Origin of the sequence: Curtobacterium sp. AB451 (genome assembly GCF_050585845.1) — a bacterium.
Taxonomy (GTDB): Bacteria; Actinomycetota; Actinomycetes; order Actinomycetales; family Microbacteriaceae; genus Curtobacterium.
The window spans coordinates 561,479-577,737 of sequence record NZ_JBOBQG010000001.1; the positions used below are offsets into that span (position 1 = coordinate 561,479).

Sequence of the window (16,259 nt, forward strand, 5' to 3'; positions counted from 1 at the left end):
TGCTGCCATGGCAGACACGGGCACCGGTGGCACTGCGGTGCCCGCGCCGCACGACCCCGAGGACGACATGCCCCTCGCCGAGCTCGACGCCCGAGCCCGGGCGGACGCGGCACTCCGTCGGATCCGGGCCGGGGCCGACCCCGCGCGTGAGGCGTTCGACCTCGCGAACACCATGAACGACGAGGCCGTCGGGCGCGTGACGAACGCGCTCCGACGGTTCCTCGGTCGCGACGGACGCCGCTAGAAGGCCGTGCCGACCGCCGCGATGTCGTCCCCGCCGTGGCCCGCGGCACTGGCATCCGCGTAGACCCGTCCGAGAGCGTCCAGCACGACCGTCGACACCCCCGTGGCACGTGCGGCGTCGGTGATGAGCCCGATGTCCTTCCGCAGGCCGTCGAGGGCGAACTGCGCCGGGAACGACCCGTCGATGATCGACTTCCCCTTCGTGTGGGCGTAGGCGGAGTCGCTGGCGCTGCCGTCGATCGCCTCGAGGAAGAGCGCCGGGTCCAGGCCGAGCGACCGGGCGAGCGCGAGGGACTGCCCCGTGGCCGCCGTGATCGACGCGATCCAGGCGTTCGCGGCGAGCTTGAGCGCCGTCCCCGCCCCGACGTGGTCGCCGGCGCGGACGGTCTTCGCACCGATGGCGTCGAGGACCGGGTCGATGCGCTCGAGCACGTCGGCGGGTCCGGCGGCGAGCATCGTCAGGGTGCCCTGCTCCGCCGGCGCTTTCGTGCCGAGCATCATGGCCTCGACGAGGGTGATCCCGTACTTGCCGGCGAGCTGGACGACGGTCTCGGTGCCGGCGACCCCGATCGTGGAGCACTGCACCCACACGGCGTCGGTCGGCGCCTCGCCCGCGGCCGCCTCGAGGACGTCCACCACCGCGTCGGTGTCGAAGAGCGTGAGGAGCACGACCTCCGCTTCGGCCACGGCAGCACCCGGGTCGTCCGCGACGGTTGCACCCCGGTCCCCCAGCGGAGCGGCCTTGTCGGCACTCCGGTTCCACACGGTCACCGCGTGGCCCTCGCGGAGCAGCGACCCCGCCACCCCGGCACCCATCGCCCCGGTCCCCAGCACACTCACCCGCACGCGCGTCTCCGTCCCTGCGCCGCACCGTGCGGCAGCGGGTCCGACGCTACGCGCCGCAGGTCAGAGCAGTCCGCGATCCCCCAGCCACACCGCCGGGTCGATCGCCACCCCGCCGCGGAGGACCTCGAAGTGCAGGTGCGCCCCGGTCGAGACGCCGGTGTTCCCGACGGCGCCGATGCGCTCGCCCGCCGTGACGCTCTGCCCGACCCGGACACCGATCTGCGACAGGTGCCCGTACCGGGTCTCGGATCCGTCCGGGTGCTGCAGCAGGACCTGGTTGCCGTACCCGCCGAGGGGCCCGGCGGCGACCACGCGGCCGGACATCGCCGCGACGACCGCGGTCCCTTCGCGCGCCGCGAAGTCGAGCCCGCGGTGGTTCGTCGAGCAGGCCCCGCACCCACTGACCGACCGGGTGCCGAAGCCGCCCGCCACCGGGATCGTCCCGACGACGGGCCGTGCCACCGCGGTGCTGGCCGGCCGACCGGACGCCGAGCCCGACGCCGGAGCCCGTTCCGGCACCCGCCCGATCGCCAAGCCGTCCCGCTCGGCGCGGACGGCCTCGGTCGCCGAGGTCGTGTACTCCTGTGCGTCGAGCACGGCGGCGGACGACGTCACGCCGGCAGCAGCACTGGCCACGGCGGTCTGCGGCGTCGCGACGGTGACCACCAGGCAGGTCGCGACGGCGATCGCGGTGAGGGGCACGGCACGTCGCGGACGCGACGGCAGTGCGATCGAACGGGTGACGGGCCGCGCTCGGTGCGCCGACCGGCGACCGGACCGGCGAACACGGGTGGAGACCGGGGCGGCAGGACGGTGCACCGCCGCCCCGGTGGTCGGGTGCGTGGCCGGACGAGCGGTCACGGGGGCGAGCGACGCGCGGCGAGCGGCACCGCGCGGGCGCAGCGGCAACGGGTGGGACGTCGTGGACGACGGCATCGACACGGGCGCGGTCAGACGTGGACGGCGTCGGCGCGGGCACAGGCGCAGGCGCAGGCGACGGCGCAGGCGACGGAGTGGACGAGCGGGGTGGAGGACATGCTGCTGGCCTGCCGATCAGGTGGTCGGGCACCCCGTTCTCGGTCGGGATGCGGTCGGAGCGTGCCCCTCGGCACCCTTCCATTGAACCACCGGTATTTCAGATGTGCAACACCACGTCCTGGGTGATGGAGCTAGTCCGGTTCGACCGAGTCCGTCGGGTCGTCGCGACGAAGGACCTGCCGGACCCGTTCGACGATCGTCGCAGGCGGGTTGTTGTAGGCGTTCGCGGGCTCCTGGCCGCTGAGCTCCTGGATCGCCGCCATCACCGCGTCGGTCGCGTGCCGACGCGCACGGCCGGACGATGCATCGCCGAACCCGGAGAGGTCGATCGGGGCGCCGAACTCGATCGTGACCCTGGCGAGCTTCGGGACGCGGGACCCGACGGGCTGGACGTCCTGGGTGCCGGTGAGGGCGACGGGGACGACGGGAGCACCGCTCGTCAACGCCAGCCACGCCACACCGGTGCGCCCGCGGTACAGCCGGCCGTCGAGCGACCGGGTGCCCTCGGGGTAGATCGCGAAGGCCTCGCCCGCCTCGAGTCGCTCGAGCCCGAGGTCGAGGGCGTGCTGCGCCGCCGAACCCGCACCGCGCTCCACGCCGATCGCGCCGATGCCCTCGAAGAACCCGCGCGACACCGCACCGCGGAAGCCCGTGCCCGTGAAGTACTCCTTCTTCGCGAGGAAGAACACCTTGCGCGGGGCCAGCAGCCCGATGGTCGGCGAGTCGATGAAGGAGCGGTGGTTGCTCGCGAGGATCACCGGACCGTGCTTCGGCACGTTCTTCCGGCCGATGACCCGCGGTCGCCACACCAGGCGCGCGAGCGGTGCCACGAAGGCACGGCTCAGCGTCGTGTACTTCGACGAACCGGACACACGTACCTCCTCGTGACGGGAGTCTCCGAGTGTAGTGATCGCAACCCCGATCACATGCCCACCTCGGAATGTGTCACCGCTACTCCGCTCGGGCGACCACGTCGAGCACCGCGCGGCCGTACCGCTCGAGCTTCGCGCCGCCCACGCCGGAGATCTCGGACAGCTGGTCTTCGTCGGCCGGTTTCACGGCCGCGATCCCCCGCAGCGTCGCGTCGTTGAACACCACGTACGCCGGCACGCCCTGTTCGCGCGCCTGCGCAGCACGCCAGGCACGCAGCGCCTCGAACAGGCCGAGGGCCTCCTGCGGCATGTCGGTCACGACGGTTCGACGGTTCCGGGACGCCCGCGGGGCCTTGACGGGGTCCCGCCGCATCCGGACCTCGACCCGGCCGGCGAGGACGTCGGCGCTCGTCGGGCTCAGGACGACCGTGCCGAACCCGTCGCCGGACACCGCCGCGTACCCCTGCGCGAGGAGCTGTCGTGCGACGGCCCGCCACTCGGCCTCGCCCAGGTCGCTGCCGATGCCGAAGGTGGCGAGGGACTCGTGCCGCAGTTCCTGCACGCGCGGCGACTGCTTGCCGACGAGGATGTCGACGAGGTGCGAGACGCCGTAGCGCTGCCCGCGTTCACGGTCGAGCCGGACCACAGTGGACAGGAACTTCTGGGCCGGCACGGTGCCGTCCCACGACTCTGGTGGGGCGATGCACGTGTCGCAGTTGCCGCACGCGGTGGACTCCTGCCCGAAGTACGCGAGCAACCGGACGCGTCGGCACTCGATGGTCTCGCACAGGGCGAGCATGGCGTCGAGGTGCGCGCTGAGCTGCCGACGGTGCGCGGCGTCGCCCTCGGACTGGTCGATCATCCGCCGCTGCTGGATGACGTCGTTCAGGCCGTAGGCGAGCCAGGCGGTCGAGGGGAGCCCGTCACGCCCGGCGCGACCGGTCTCCTGGTAGTACCCCTCGACCGACTTCGGCAGGTCGAGGTGCGCCACGAACCGGACGTCCGGCTTGTCGATGCCCATGCCGAACGCGATGGTGGCGACCATGACGATGCCGTCCTCGCGCAGGAAGGCGGACTGGTTCCGTTCACGCACCTTGGCGTCGAGTCCGGCGTGGTACGGCAGCGCCGGGATCCCCTGCTCGGACAGCGCGGCGGCCGTGCGCTCGACCGAGTTGCGGGACAGGCAGTACACGATGCCGGCGTCACCGCTGTGCTCGGTGCGGATGAAGGTGAGGAGCTGCTGGAGGGCCCCGGTCTTCGGTTCGATGCGGTACTGGATGTTCGGCCGGTCGAAGTCGGCGACGAAGTGCGCGGCGTCGTCGAGGCCGAGCCGCGCGGAGATCTCGCGGTGGGTCTGCGGGGTCGCGGTCGCGGTGAGGGCGATTCGCGGGACGGTCGGCCAGCGTTCGTGCAGGACGCTGAGCTCGAGGTAGTCGGGCCGGAAGTCGTGGCCCCACTGGGCGACACAGTGCGCCTCGTCGATCGCGAAGAGGGCGATGCGGGCGCGGTCGAGCAGCGCCCGGGTGGACTCGAGCCGGAGTCGCTCCGGCGCGAGGTAGAGCATGTCGACCTCGCCCGAGACGACGGCCCGCTCGACCCGGGCTCGCTCGTCCGGTCCCTGCGTCGAGTTGAGGAACGCGGCCCGGACGCCGTTCGCCGCGAGGGCGTCGACCTGGTCCTGCATGAGCGCGATGAGCGGCGAGACGACGACACCGACGCCGTCCCGCACGAGCGCGGGCACCTGGTAGCAGAGGGACTTGCCACCGCCGGTCGGCATGAGGACGAGCGCGTCGCCGCCGGAGACGACCTGGTCGATGATCGACGCCTGTTCGCCCCGGAAGTCGTCGTACCCCCACACCCGGTGCAGCACGTCGAGCGCGGCGGCACGCGACGCGGACACGGCAGCGGGCGCGGGCGTGGTGCTCATGCGACGAGCCTACGGGCGACCGGAGACACCCACCGCACTGTCCACAGGCTCCGCCGACTCCTCGCCGGGCCCGGCCACGTCGTCCGGCCCGGCCGGCGCGTCCGCCCAGCCCGCGCCTCCTGGACGGAACCAGCGCGCGCCACCGGCCCAGACCGGCACCGGACCCCGGAAGCGGGGCGCGGGCGCCCCGGCGAACCGCCGGTCGAGCTTCCGCCACCACGCGAGGAGCTCGATCATGCCCCAGTAGGCGAGCGAGGTCCCGAGCGTCACGAGCCAGCCACCGATCGTGCCGTTCGCGTCCTGCGACGTGAGGTCGATCCGCGACCAGCCCGGTGCCTGCAGCACGAAGATCATGATGTTGTTGAAGGCGTGCTGCAGGACGGTGGCCTCGAGCCCGCCGGTGCGCAGCACGATGATCGCGGCGACGAGCCCGAACGAGCCGACGTCGAGGATGCCCCAGACGTTGTAGCCGTTCGGGATGTGCAGCAGCGCGAAGACGACCGTCGAGACCGCCACCGCGAGCACCGTGCCGATGCGCGCCGGGATCCACGAGCCGATGGTCTGCATGAGGAAGCCACGGAAGATGTACTCCTCTGCCGCGCCCTGGAAGGGGACGAGCACGAGGACGAGCACGATCGTGAGGGTCAGCGTGCCGAGGGACACGGTCGACTGGCCGATCACGGCGTGGTTCCACCCGAGCCCGCCGTCGGTGGTGAACATGCCGTCGGCCGAGAACAGCCCCGTCTGCGCGATGAACATCGCGACCGCGATCACGAGTGTCGGGAGCATGCACCACGCGGTCCAGCCCCACCGCACCCGGAAGCGCGTGGACGTGAGGATGCCCGCCGGCCCGATGCGCGCGATCTTCACCGCGAGCAGGATCCCCGGCAAGAGGACCACGAGCGAGACCAGGGTCAGCGAGAGCACCACCGGGTCGGTGGGGTCGAGCGCGCCGTCCTGCAGGGTGTCGAGCAGCCCGGTCAGGCCCGATTCGCCCTTCGTCGCCGCGATCGGCACGAAGTAGGCGATCGTGATCAGGACCTGCGAGGCGACGTACCAGCCCGCCAGGAACGCGATGGCCACCAGTGGGCGCCACCACCTCCAGCGTGCGTCGACGCGGGGCAGGCGGTGGTAGGGAACGCTCACGTCACGCAGGGTACCGGGCCGGGCAGGATGGGACCCGTGCTCACCGTCGTCCTCGGCCTCTCCGGCGCCCTCGTCTACGGGTTCGCCGACTTCCTGGGCGGCCTCGCGTCCCGGCGGGTCCGCGCGGTGACCGTCGCCGCGGTCGCCGCCGCGGTCGGTGTCCTGCCGCTCCTGGCCGGGCTCCTGCTCGTCGGGGGCGTGTTCGCGACCGAGACGGTCCTGTGGGGTGCGGCCGCGGGCATGTCCGGTGGGGTCGGCGTCCTCCTGCTCTACCGCGCGCTCGCGATCGGCCCGATGAGCGTGCTCTCCCCGCTGACCGCCGTGTTCGCCGCCCTCGTGCCGGTCGTGGTGGCGGTGCTGCGCGGGACGGCGTTGTCGGGCCTCGCGGTCGTTGCCCTGGTCGTCGCCGTCGTCGCGGTGGTCCTGGTGGCCGCGGTGCGCGACACGTCGGGAGCGCGGGTGACCACGGTGGGACTCGTGACGGCGGCGGTCGCGGGGTGCGGGTTCGGCGGGATCGTGCTCGCGTACGACATGACGCCGTCGGACTCCGGGGTCGTGCCGCTGGTCGTCGCGCGGGTCCTGCAGGCCGTGTTGCTCGGGACGGCGGCGGTCGTCGTCGCCCGGCGGGCGGCCCCGGTGCGGGGTCCTGGAGGCGCGGCAGACCCCGGGACGTCGGCCGACGTCGCGGGGTCTGCCGCGTCTGGCCGCATCCGGGTCGGCGGACGCTGGCCGGCCCGCCTGGTGTGGACGGTGGTCGTCTGCGGCGTCCTGGACGCGGCGGCGAACGTGTTCATCCAGGCGGGACTGCACTCGAGCGACGACCCGGCGACGCTCCCCGTGGTCAGCGTGCTCAACGCGCTCTACCCGATCGGGACGGTCGTGCTCGCCGGGGTCGTGCTGCGGGAACGGCTGACGGCCGTGCAGTGGACCGGGATCGTGCTCGCGTTCGGGGCGTCGGTGGGCTTGGCGCTCGCGTAGCGGGGCGCGTGCGCGGGCTGCGGCGGCGCTGGGTGCGGCGGCGCTGGCGGCTGCTGCGGCGCTGGCGGCTGCTGCGGCGGCGCTGGCGGCGTGGGATGGTTCGCGCTGCGCGACAGTTCACGGGCGATCGAGCGCGTGAGGTGTCGCTCAGCGCGTGGAGTCGTCCGGGCCGGGCGGCGCGCATCCGGGGTCAGTCGTCGGGGATGAGCCGCTTGCCGAGCGAGACCGCGTGGTCGTCGGCGTACCCGAGCGACTCGTAGAAGCCGATCACCCGCTCGTTGCCGGCGCGGACCTGCAGGCTGAGCTTCGGGCAGCCGAGGTCCGTCAGCAGTCGCTCGAACTCGGCCATGAACGTCCGTCCGAGGCCCGTGCCCTGCACGTCGGGCCGCACCGCGAGGTAGTTCACCCAGCCCCGGTGCCCGTCGAACCCCGCCATGCCGGCCCCGACCACCGGGCGTGCCGGATCGTCGACGTCCTCGGCCACGAGGAACAGCTCGGGCTGCACGGTCAGCTTGCGCGCGATGTCGCGTCGGGGGTCGTTCCAGGGACGGACCAGCCCGCACTCCTCCCACAGGGCGACGACGGCGTCGGTGTCGGCAGGGGCGAACGGTCGGAGGACGTGCTGCATCACTGCACCGTAACGGTGCTGTGGACAACCTCGTCTCCGGTTCGTCGCCGTGATCTGATAGACCTGTCCGACCACCCCATCCGAATCAGGAGCCCCGTGACCGCACACGAGACACTCTCGTCGCGCCGAGACCGCCGCGACGGTGCCGTGGGTGCTGCGCGTCGGGCTCCGCGGCGGCGTCAGACCGTGGGTGGCGCGATCGTCTCGCTCATCGCGGAGCTGCTCATCATCGCCGGCGTGGGGACCGGGCTGTACGTGGTGTGGACGGCGTGGTGGACCGACGTCGTCGCCGTGAACGAACAGACCAAGCTCGTCGACGGCCTCGGGCAACGCGACACCGCCGGCACCGGGACCGAGCACCGCGGGCCGGCACCCGTGCTCGCGGAGCCGCCGGCTGTCACCGACGTCTTCGGGACCATGCAGATCCCCCGGTTCGGCAAGGACTACGAGCGACCGATCGGCGAGGGTACCGACCGCGAGAAGGTCCTCAACACCATCGGCCTCGGTCACTACGTGGACACCGCCATGCCGGGCGCCGAGGGCAACTTCGCCGTCGCCGGACACCGGGTCACCTACGGCAAGCCCCTCAACCAGATCGCCGAGCTCAAGACCGGCGACGACATCGTGGTGCGGGTCACCGACGCGAAGACGAAGTTCGACGTCTGGTACGTCTACAAGGTCACCGACTCGCAGATCGTCACGCCCGACCACGTCGAGACCATCGCCCCGGTGCCGAACAAGCCCGGCGTCGAACCGACCGCCGACGACCGATGGATGACCCTGACCGCGTGCCACCCGATGTGGTCGGCCAAGGAACGGTACGTCACCCACGCCAAGCTCGACTACTGGATGCCCGCGTCGGAGGGCACCCCGAAGGAACTCTCGGAGACCGTGCAGTGATCTTCCCGTTCGTCTGGCGCATCCTGCCCGGCCCCACGGCGCTCAAGGTGATCGAGTTGCTCGTGCTCCTCGCGGCGATCGTGTGGGTGCTCTTCACCTACGTCTTCCCGTGGGTCGCGGCGGACATCCTGCCCCCGCCGGACGGCACGGTGGACGTCTCACCGTCGCCCTGACCCACGTCGGCGGGCGGCCCGTCGGCGTCGCGCGTCAGACGGTGGTGGTCACCCGCGAGCCGCCGTCGGCCGTGCGCCGCACCGCGATCCGCTCCGGGATCCGCTGCTTCAGTTCCTCGACGTGACTGACGATCCCCACCTGGCGTCCGCCCGCCGTCAGGCGCGACAGCTGCCCGATCACGTCGTCGAGGGTCTCGGGGTCGAGCGTGCCGAAGCCCTCGTCGACGAACAGCGTGCCGAGCGACACCCCGCCCGCCTCGGCCTGGACGACGTCGGCGAGCCCCAGGGCGAGGCACAGCGACACCGTGAAGGTCTCGCCACCCGACAGGCTGCGGGGATCGCGGACGGTGTCGGTTGTCTGGTCGTGCACCGCGAGTGCGAGCCCCGTCCGTCGCGACCGTGAGCCGGACTCCCGCTCGTCGGAGGTCTCGAGCGTGAAGCGACCCGCGAGCATCGCTCGCAGCCGGTCGTTCGCCGCCGCGACGACGTCCTCGAACCGGCGCATGAGCACGTAGGTGCCGAGGGTGATCCCGGTGGGGTTGGCCGAGGCGACACCGGCAGCGACGTCCGCGAGTCGCACGACGGCCCGGCTGCGCGCCGAGGTGTCGTCGCGCGCACGCACCGCCGTCGCCAGATCCACCGCGCACCGCTCGGAGGCGACCGCACGGTCGAGCGCCGAGGTGGCCGCGCGGACGGTGGCCTCGGCCGCGGCTGCGGTGGCGTCCCGCGCCGCCCGGGCGCCGTCGAGGTCGAGCGTCTGTGGGTCGTCGTCCGCCGCGGCGACCACGGCCGGTTCGGCGAGCCCGGCGTCGACGACCGCACGGGCCTGGTCGGCGCGGGCGACCTCGGCTCGGAGCGCCCCGGCCGTTGCCTGGTCGAGCACGTCGGCACGGGCGGAGGCGACGTCGTCGAACCCCTGGGCGCTGAGCACCCGGTCGACCTCGGCCGCACGTTCGTCGACGTCGGCCGCCGCCGAGGCCGCCCGGACGTCGGCCTCGACCACCGCGTCCAGACGCCCGACGAGCGCGTCGAGGGCCTCGACCCCGCGGCCGAGCGTCTCCGGAGCGGTACCGAGGTGCTCGGTGACCCGATCGACGGCGAGCGCCACCGCGGCAGTGTCCTGGTCGAGGCGTTCGGTGTCGGACGTCACCGCGGCGGCGAGCACGGCCCGTTCGGCGTCGACGTCGTTCCGCTGCCGTTCGAGGCTGCGTGTGGTGTCGTCGTGCGTCGCGCGCTGCTGTTCGAGCTCGCGCACGCGGACGGCGGCAGCGTGCGCAGCGGCCACGGCAGCGTCGGCCGCCGCGGCGAGGGCATCGACGGTCTCGTCGTCGGTGTCGCCGAGGGCATCGGTGAGCCGATCGAGCTCGGCCCGCTCGAGCGCGAGGGTCGTCGCTGCGTCGGCGAGCGACCGCTCCGCCCGACGGGCACGCTCGGCGGCGGCCTCGATCGCGTCGGCGGTGGGGTGGTCGTCCTGTGGGGTGGCGACGACGGGGTGTTCGGTCGCGCCGCAGACGGGACACGGGTCACCCGGCTGGAGCGCGGCACCGAGTTCCCCCGCGAGACCGGCGATGCGGCGCTCCCGCAGGTGCTGCTCGGCCCGGACGAGTTCGTGGGCGGTGGTGCGCGCGGCGGCGACGGCCTGTTCGGCGCCGTGCACCCTTCGCTCGGACCCGGCCCGTGCGACGAGTTCGGCCCGGAGCACGCGGACGCGGTCCACCTCGAGCCGCGCCGCCTCGGACCCGGCGGCCAGGGCGGCAGCGGCACGGGCGTCCTCGACGATCCGGGCGCGCTCGGCTGGGCGAGCGTCGAGCGTGGCGTCGAGTTCGACGAGCCGCTCGGCCAGGAGGGCCCCGCGGGCGACGGCGTCCGCTATCGAGCGACGCCGGCCCGGGACGGCGGCTTCGAGGTCGACGCGGTGCCGGACCGCGGCGAGACAGTCCGTCACGGCGGTCCGCCGTCGTGTGAGTGCGTCGTGGTCGGCGGTCAGACCGTGCTGGGAACGGAGGGCGTCCGTCGACGCGCGGGCACGGTCCGCCCGCGCCCGAGCGGCGTCGAGGCCGTCGGCGAGGACCGCGACCCGGCCGGCACGTTCGCTGGACGCCACTCGGGCCCGGGCGGCCGCGACGGCGTCGGCACCAGCATCGAGTTCGGCACGACGTGCGAGCAGGGCGGTCCGTCGCTCGGCCGCGGCGGCGCGGCCCGTGACCGACTGCTCGTGCGCGGCCGCGACCGCAGCGGCACGCGTCGCGTCGGCGCGCTCGGACTCGGCGGCGTCGGCCGTGGCACGGAGCGCGGCGACGGTCTCGGGCACGGCGGCCTCGTCCGGGTCGTCGGCACCCGCCGCCTGGGCGAACCGGGCGAGCGCGTCGCGGACGGCGGCGTCCGCACCCTCGACCTCGGCGAGGACGGCGCGGCGTCGGGCAGCGAGCTCGTCGGCCGTCCGGTCGTAGACCTCGGTGCCGAACAGCGACTGCAGCAGCTTCCGGCGCTCTTCGCCGGGCGACCGCAGGAACCGCGCGAACTCGCCCTGCGGCAGGACGACGGTCTGCAGGAACTGGGCCTTGTCGAGTCCGACGATCCGCGCGACCTCGATCGCGATCTCGGGGATGCGCGAGGACATCGGCTCACCGATCGCGTCACCGGGACCGGCGAGCCGGAACAGCTGCGCGGACGCCTGCTGCTTGACGGTGCCCGTCCCCCGCTGCTTCGGGCGGTGGTACTGCGGTGTGCGTCGGAGGCGGTACACCCCGGCACCGGTCTCGAACACGAGCTCGACGAACGGCTCGACCGCGGGGTCGGCGTGCTGGCTGTGCAACCGGTCGTCGCTCGCCTCGGCACCGGCGAGTCCGCCGTACAGGGCGAACACCACGGCGTCGATGATCGTCGACTTGCCGGACCCGGTCGGCCCCTCGAGCAGGAACACCCCCGAGGCGGCGAGCGCCGCGAAGTCGATCGACACGAGGTCCGGGTAGGGACCGATCGCGCGGAGGTCGAGTCGGTGCAGGTACATCAGCGGTCCCCCTCGCGCTGGAGTGCCGCGGCGGCGGCCTCGTACGCCTCGGTGAGGATCGCACGGTCGGCGTCGTCGGGGGTGGTGCCGGTCGCGAACGACACGAAGTCCGCCGCGACCTCGACCGGGTCGGAGGTCGCCGTGACCGCGCGTGCGGCGGCGCGCTCGCCACGGTCGGTGGGTTCGTGCGTGACGGCGAGTGCGAACGGGAAGCGGTCCTTCACCCGCGCGTACATGCGCTCGGGGTGCACGGTGTCCGTGACGGCGACCCGGACCCAGGCGTCCGTGGCGGCCTGGTGCGCCCCGGACTCGATCTCGTCGATCGTGGCGCGGACGTCGACCAGGCGGCGCGGCACCGGCGTCGGTACGAGCTCGGCCGTCACCCGGCCCGCGTCGTCGAGGTCGACCACGGTGACGGACTTCCGCTGGTGCCGCTCACCGAACGAGAACGCGAGGGGCGAGCCGGCGTAGCGGAGGCGGTCGTCGTCACCGACGCGCTGCGGACCGTGCAGGTGCCCGAGCGCGACGTAGTCGATGCCGTCGAACACGGAGCGCGCCACCCGGTCGACACCGCCGACGCGGATGTCCTGCTCGCTGTCGCTCGGTTCGGTCCCACCGACGAACGCGTGTGCGACGACGACGCTGCGCGTGCCCGGGCGTCCGGCGAGGTCGGCACGGACACGGTCCATCGCGGCACCGACCACGGCCTGGTGGGAGCGGGCGAGCGGTTCGTCGGGGACCGCGGCGAGGGCGTACCGCGTCAGGTCGGGGTGCAGGTAGGGGATGCCGTAGACGGCGACGGGACCGTGGGCGTCGTCGACGAGGACGGGCGTGGCGATGCCGGCGGGTTCGGCGAGGATCCGGACCCGCGCGTCCATCACACCGGCGCCGAAGCCGAGCCGGGCGGCGGAGTCGTGGTTGCCCGGCGTGACCACGACCGTGGTGGTCTCGGCCAGCCGTTCGAGCACCCGTGACAGCATCCGGACGGCGTCGACCGGCGGGACGGCACGGTCGTAGACGTCCCCGGCGACGACGACGAGGTCGACCGCGCGGGCGCGCACCTGTTCGACGAGCCAGTCGAGGAAGGCCGACTGGTGCGCGAGCAGATCGGCACCCAGCAGTGTGCGGCCGAGGTGCCAGTCGCCGGTGTGCAGGATGCGCATGCGGTCACGGTAGCGCCGGCCGGGGACATCGCCGGGTGCCTCGCGGCGGCCTGTGGAGAACTCAGGCGCAGCTGAGGCTCGTGCCGACGAGGGCGGTCTGGATCCTGGCGGTCGAGGTGCTCGTCGACGTCCAGTTGCCGAGGAAGTCCACGCGCACGACGACGGTGTACACCTGTCCCAGGTTGAGGAGACCGGAGCCGGTGACCCGCACGGGTGAGGTCGTCCCGGTGGCGAGGACGGTCGTCCCGCTGAGCACCGAGAACGAGGTCGCCGCGGGCCCCGGGTAGGTGAAGCCGATGTTCACCGTTCCGTCGCCGTTGGCGGTGCAGCCGAGGCCGGTGGCCTGCGGCACCGTCAGGGCACCGAACGAGGACGCCGTGGCGGTGGTCCGCGTCCACGGTCCCGCGACGGCCTCCGCGGGCAGCAGCACCCCGGCACCGCCGGCGAGGACGAGCACGGCTGCTGCGCCGCCGAGCCGGCGGGTGCGACGCATGCGACGGGCGGTCCGACGGACGGTGCGGCGCGATGCGACGGTGGACGGGTCGGGCGCACGGTGTCTGGCGGGGGTGCGCCGCGCCTCCTGGCCGTCGTCCCTGCCGGTCCGAGGGCCGGTGGCGGTGCCGTCGGCGTCGTCCGGTCCCGTGGGCGGGTCGTCGTCGGACGGACCGTCCGCGGGGTCGGTGTCGACCAGGCGGCGCAGCGATCCGTCGACGGTGCAGAGCGCGAGCAGCGCGACGAGGCCGATCGAGAGGATCCCGACCCTGCCCCACGCGCCCTCGCGGAGCCAGAGGATCGGGGTGCCGACGACGGGGACCCGCAGGAAGGCGACCCCGTGCACCGCCGACCGCTCGACGGGTGTCGAGTCCTGCTGCGGGTTGGCGTCGCCCTTGGTGACGATCGTGCCGTCCGGGCCGTCGTCGACGTAGCGGTGCATGCGCAGGTGGCCGGGCTGGTCGGGGTCGTCGGCGAGCAGGACCCTGCCCGCCCGGAGCTCGGCGGGCGCCACGGGGCGGGAGACCACGACGTCCCCGGGGACGAGCCGCGGTTCCATCGAGCCGGTCACCACGGTCGTCGGCTGCCAGCCGATGACGGCGGGCGCGGCGGCCCAGAGCGCGAGCCCGAGCACCGTCGCGACGACGCCGCGGGCGATCGTGGCGACGACGACGCGCCCCCAGTCGACGGCGTCGCGGAGCGCGTCGTGCGGTGCGGGTCCACCGTGCACTTCGATGCTGACCATGACTGCCTTCGACCGGGGGCGCGTTGATCGGGCGGTGACGGACGGGGCCGCATCGGGCCCGGTCCCGGCCGTCACGCTGGGCGGCGGCGGGAGCGCTCACGACGCTCCCGCTCGGCCCGCTCAGCTGTTCTGGGCCTCCCAGGTGAAGCCGAGGGCCGCGGTGCCGCCCTGCACGGTGTTCGGCGCGGTGCTCGACACGGTGTAGGTGAAGCGGAAGACGCGCGACTCCGAGCCGCTGCCGGTCGGCGCCCAGGTGCCGACGCCCGAGGCGAAGTTCGTCGAGGCCGAGCCGAAGCCCCCGACGGTGCCGCTGTAGAGCGTGCCGCTGGTCGACGCGGGGGTGAAGCCCGTGCAGGAGCCGAAGCCGCCGCCCGTGCCCTGCTCGACGGTGAGGTTGATGTTCGTCGCGAGGGCGTTGGTCGTCGCCGGGTTCGTGCCGTACAGCTTCACCGTCGAAGGCAGCGTGCCGGTCGAGGTGACCGTGATGCAGTTCGTCCCCGTCGAACCGGGCTTCAGGCCGGTCGCGGTGAAGAGCGCGGTGTTGTTGTCGTCGTCGGTGAGGGCGACGGTGCCGGCGCTCCAGTTGCTGGTGGGGTTGACCGTGGTGGCGGAGAACGCCGAGTAGGACGCGGTCGAGACGACGACACCCGAGGCCACGAGAGCGGCGGGGACGGCGATCCAGGCGGCGAGACGAGCGGCGCGAGGGGTGACACGGGACATGACGGAGCTCCTGATCCATGGTGTGCCGGGTCTGCGGTGGTTGGTCGCTCCGGCACGGTGGTTCGTACGACGATCAAGCTACTTGGCCGCCGTGTGACTCACAATGGAAGCTACACCCCCACAGTTGGGGGTAGTTCAATCGCTGAGATACTTGTTCAATGAGCATCACGGCGTCGTACCCCAGTCGTCCCACCGATCGCCCCGACGATCACCACCCGAGAAGAGCCGCCCGATGACGGACACCGTCCCCGCGCTCGCGCAGCGCCCGCACACCGCGCAGCTCCTCACTGCACCCGTGTCGCCGACGATCGGCGTCCCCGAGGGCGACCCGCGCGGGGACCTCGCGGCGCTCATGACCGCGTTCCGGATGCTGCAGACCCAGCACGCACGGGTCCTGCACCACGAGAGCGCCACCCACGGCCTGAACGCGACGGATTCCCGGTTCGTGTTCTTCCTCGCCTCGGCCGACGGCGAGGGCGTCACCCCCAAGCAGGCCGGCGAGTACCTCGAGCTCTCCACGGGCGCCATGACGAGCCTGATCGACCGGCTCGAGCAGCGCGGGCACATCGAGCGTCGGCCGAACCCCGCCGACCGGCGCAGCATCCTCGTGCACCTCACCGCCTCCGGCTCCGAGGTCGCCAGCGAGATCGGCAGCGTCTACACGGCCGCCTTCCGCGACGTCATCGCCCCCGGCGACCGTCGGCGGCTCGCCGACGCCTTCGACCGGCTCGGCACGGCGCTCGAACACCACTCGCGGAGCGTGTCGGTGGCGGCGACCGTCGCCGGCATCACCCCGTGACGAACGGGGTCGGTCGCCGCGCGTAGCGTGGCCGGCATGACCCCCTCAGAACTCCTCATCGAAGCGTTCTCGCGCGTGCCGGCGACCGTCGAGCGGGCCGTCGGCGGCCTGTCGGAGGACCAGTTGGCCGCTCGTCCGGCGGCGGGCGCGAACACCCTCGCCTGGCTCGCGTGGCACATCGCGCGCGGGCAGGACGCCCAGGTCGCGGACCTCGCGGGCACCGAGCAGGTGTGGACCGCGGACGGCTGGGTGGACCGCTTCGGGTTGCCCTTCCCCGCTGAGGCCCTCGGCTACGGCATGTCGCGCGACGACGTCGGACGCGTCCGCGCCTCGGCGGACCTGCTGGTCGGCTACCTCCGCGCGGTGCACGAGCGCACGGTCGCCTACGTCCGCACGCTCGACCCGGACGACTTCGACCCGGTGGTCGACGACGCGTGGGACCCGCCGGTCACGCGGGGCGCGCGACTCGTCAGCATCCTCGACGACTGCACGCAGCACGCCGGACAGGCCGGGTACGTGCGCGGGTTGCTCTTCTTCAACCGCTGACGCGGTCGCGACGGGAGGCACGGTGCCAGCCGG

16 protein-coding genes are annotated in these 16,259 nt (G+C 73.4%); 6 read left to right on the forward strand and 10 right to left on the reverse strand.

The window, feature by feature from the left end:
- Nucleotides 1-7: 7 nt before the first annotated feature.
- Nucleotides 8-244 carry a hypothetical protein gene (locus ACQXVK_RS02590; protein WP_416393693.1) on the forward strand — a complete coding sequence of 79 codons (237 nt, stop codon included), beginning with the start codon at nucleotides 8-10 and terminating at the stop codon, nucleotides 242-244.
- Here the strand turns inward: ACQXVK_RS02590 and ACQXVK_RS02595 are convergent.
- The 5 genes from ACQXVK_RS02595 to ACQXVK_RS02615 form a co-directional block, all read right to left on the reverse strand.
- Nucleotides 241-1,083 carry an NAD(P)-dependent oxidoreductase gene (locus ACQXVK_RS02595; protein WP_416393694.1) on the reverse strand — a complete coding sequence of 281 codons (843 nt, stop codon included), beginning with the start codon at nucleotides 1,081-1,083 and terminating at the stop codon, nucleotides 241-243. The genes ACQXVK_RS02590 and ACQXVK_RS02595 overlap by 4 nt on opposite strands.
- A 66-nt stretch (nucleotides 1,084-1,149) precedes the next feature.
- On the reverse strand, nucleotides 1,150-1,791 hold the full coding sequence (locus ACQXVK_RS02600; RefSeq protein ID WP_430852570.1) for a M23 family metallopeptidase: 642 nt from the start codon (nucleotides 1,789-1,791) through the stop codon (nucleotides 1,150-1,152).
- A 467-nt stretch (nucleotides 1,792-2,258) separates the two neighbouring features.
- Nucleotides 2,259-2,999: a lysophospholipid acyltransferase family protein gene (locus ACQXVK_RS02605; RefSeq protein WP_022905684.1), complete on the reverse strand. Its 741-nt coding sequence runs from the start codon at nucleotides 2,997-2,999 to the stop codon at nucleotides 2,259-2,261.
- Between the two features lie 79 nt (nucleotides 3,000-3,078).
- Complete coding sequence (gene recQ / locus ACQXVK_RS02610; protein ID WP_430852571.1) at nucleotides 3,079-4,926, reverse strand: DNA helicase RecQ; 1,848 nt, start codon at nucleotides 4,924-4,926, stop codon at nucleotides 3,079-3,081.
- 9 nt (nucleotides 4,927-4,935) lie between these two features.
- Complete coding sequence (locus ACQXVK_RS02615; protein WP_416393696.1) at nucleotides 4,936-6,072, reverse strand: CPBP family intramembrane glutamic endopeptidase; 1,137 nt, start codon at nucleotides 6,070-6,072, stop codon at nucleotides 4,936-4,938.
- A gap of 36 nt (nucleotides 6,073-6,108) precedes the next feature.
- On the opposite strand from ACQXVK_RS02615, the gene ACQXVK_RS02620 reads away from it, so the two are divergent.
- On the forward strand, nucleotides 6,109-7,050 hold the full coding sequence (locus tag ACQXVK_RS02620; RefSeq protein ID WP_430852572.1) for an EamA family transporter: 942 nt from the start codon (nucleotides 6,109-6,111) through the stop codon (nucleotides 7,048-7,050).
- 190 nt (nucleotides 7,051-7,240) lie between these two features.
- On the opposite strand, the gene ACQXVK_RS02625 is transcribed toward ACQXVK_RS02620, so the two are convergent.
- Complete coding sequence (locus tag ACQXVK_RS02625; protein ID WP_402265019.1) at nucleotides 7,241-7,678, reverse strand: GNAT family acetyltransferase; 438 nt, start codon at nucleotides 7,676-7,678, stop codon at nucleotides 7,241-7,243.
- Between the two features lie 186 nt (nucleotides 7,679-7,864).
- On the opposite strand from ACQXVK_RS02625, the gene ACQXVK_RS02630 reads away from it, so the two are divergent.
- Together ACQXVK_RS02630 and ACQXVK_RS02635 are read left to right on the forward strand one after the other, a co-directional pair.
- Nucleotides 7,865-8,578 (forward strand): class E sortase, encoded by a 714-nt coding sequence (locus tag ACQXVK_RS02630; RefSeq protein WP_042723538.1) that lies wholly within the window; start codon nucleotides 7,865-7,867, stop codon nucleotides 8,576-8,578.
- On the forward strand, nucleotides 8,575-8,751 hold the full coding sequence (locus ACQXVK_RS02635; protein WP_022905690.1) for a hypothetical protein: 177 nt from the start codon (nucleotides 8,575-8,577) through the stop codon (nucleotides 8,749-8,751). The genes ACQXVK_RS02630 and ACQXVK_RS02635 overlap by 4 nt, the downstream gene beginning before the upstream one ends.
- A gap of 34 nt (nucleotides 8,752-8,785) precedes the next feature.
- Here the strand turns inward: ACQXVK_RS02635 and ACQXVK_RS02640 are convergent, their stop codons facing one another.
- From ACQXVK_RS02640 to ACQXVK_RS02655, 4 genes are all read right to left on the reverse strand, one after another.
- The gene (locus ACQXVK_RS02640) at nucleotides 8,786-11,761 is read right to left on the reverse strand and encodes an AAA family ATPase (RefSeq protein WP_430852573.1); all 2,976 of its coding nucleotides are present in this window, start codon (nucleotides 11,759-11,761) and stop codon (nucleotides 8,786-8,788) included.
- On the reverse strand, nucleotides 11,761-12,924 hold the full coding sequence (locus ACQXVK_RS02645) for a metallophosphoesterase family protein (protein ID WP_402265027.1): 1,164 nt from the start codon (nucleotides 12,922-12,924) through the stop codon (nucleotides 11,761-11,763). The genes ACQXVK_RS02640 and ACQXVK_RS02645 overlap by 1 nt, the downstream gene beginning before the upstream one ends.
- A 61-nt stretch (nucleotides 12,925-12,985) precedes the next feature.
- Nucleotides 12,986-14,161 carry a S24/S26 family peptidase gene (locus ACQXVK_RS02650; RefSeq protein ID WP_416395686.1) on the reverse strand — a complete coding sequence of 392 codons (1,176 nt, stop codon included), beginning with the start codon at nucleotides 14,159-14,161 and terminating at the stop codon, nucleotides 12,986-12,988.
- 120 nt (nucleotides 14,162-14,281) lie between these two features.
- A complete protein-coding gene (locus ACQXVK_RS02655; protein WP_022905694.1) occupies nucleotides 14,282-14,881 on the reverse strand; it encodes a hypothetical protein in 600 nt (199 codons plus the stop codon).
- A 232-nt stretch (nucleotides 14,882-15,113) separates the two neighbouring features.
- Between ACQXVK_RS02655 and ACQXVK_RS02660 the strand changes: the two genes are divergently transcribed.
- Together ACQXVK_RS02660 and ACQXVK_RS02665 are read left to right on the forward strand one after the other, a co-directional pair.
- Nucleotides 15,114-15,680, forward strand: coding sequence for a MarR family winged helix-turn-helix transcriptional regulator (locus ACQXVK_RS02660; RefSeq protein WP_430852574.1), 567 nt, complete (start codon nucleotides 15,114-15,116; stop codon nucleotides 15,678-15,680).
- Between the two features lie 36 nt (nucleotides 15,681-15,716).
- Complete coding sequence (locus ACQXVK_RS02665) at nucleotides 15,717-16,226, forward strand: mycothiol transferase (RefSeq protein WP_402265036.1); 510 nt, start codon at nucleotides 15,717-15,719, stop codon at nucleotides 16,224-16,226.
- Nucleotides 16,227-16,259 lie beyond the last annotated feature (33 nt).

Bases quoted from the DNA above. Each gene is read 5' to 3' on its own strand.
- ACQXVK_RS02590 (WP_416393693.1), top strand. From the start codon at position 8: ATGGCAGACACGGGCACCGGTGGCACTGCGGTGCCCGCGCCGCACGAC.
- recQ (WP_430852571.1), bottom strand. From the start codon at position 4,926: ATGAGCACCACGCCCGCGCCCGCTGCCGTGTCCGCGTCGCGTGCCGCC.
- ACQXVK_RS02625 (WP_402265019.1), bottom strand. From the start codon at position 7,678: ATGCAGCACGTCCTCCGACCGTTCGCCCCTGCCGACACCGACGCCGTC.
- ACQXVK_RS02640 (WP_430852573.1), bottom strand. From the start codon at position 11,761: ATGTACCTGCACCGACTCGACCTCCGCGCGATCGGTCCCTACCCGGAC.
- ACQXVK_RS02645 (WP_402265027.1), bottom strand. From the start codon at position 12,924: ATGCGCATCCTGCACACCGGCGACTGGCACCTCGGCCGCACACTGCTG.
- ACQXVK_RS02650 (WP_416395686.1), bottom strand. From the start codon at position 14,161: ATGGTCAGCATCGAAGTGCACGGTGGACCCGCACCGCACGACGCGCTC.
- ACQXVK_RS02655 (WP_022905694.1), bottom strand. From the start codon at position 14,881: ATGTCCCGTGTCACCCCTCGCGCCGCTCGTCTCGCCGCCTGGATCGCC.
- ACQXVK_RS02660 (WP_430852574.1), top strand. From the start codon at position 15,114: ATGACGGACACCGTCCCCGCGCTCGCGCAGCGCCCGCACACCGCGCAG.
- ACQXVK_RS02665 (WP_402265036.1), top strand. From the start codon at position 15,717: ATGACCCCCTCAGAACTCCTCATCGAAGCGTTCTCGCGCGTGCCGGCG.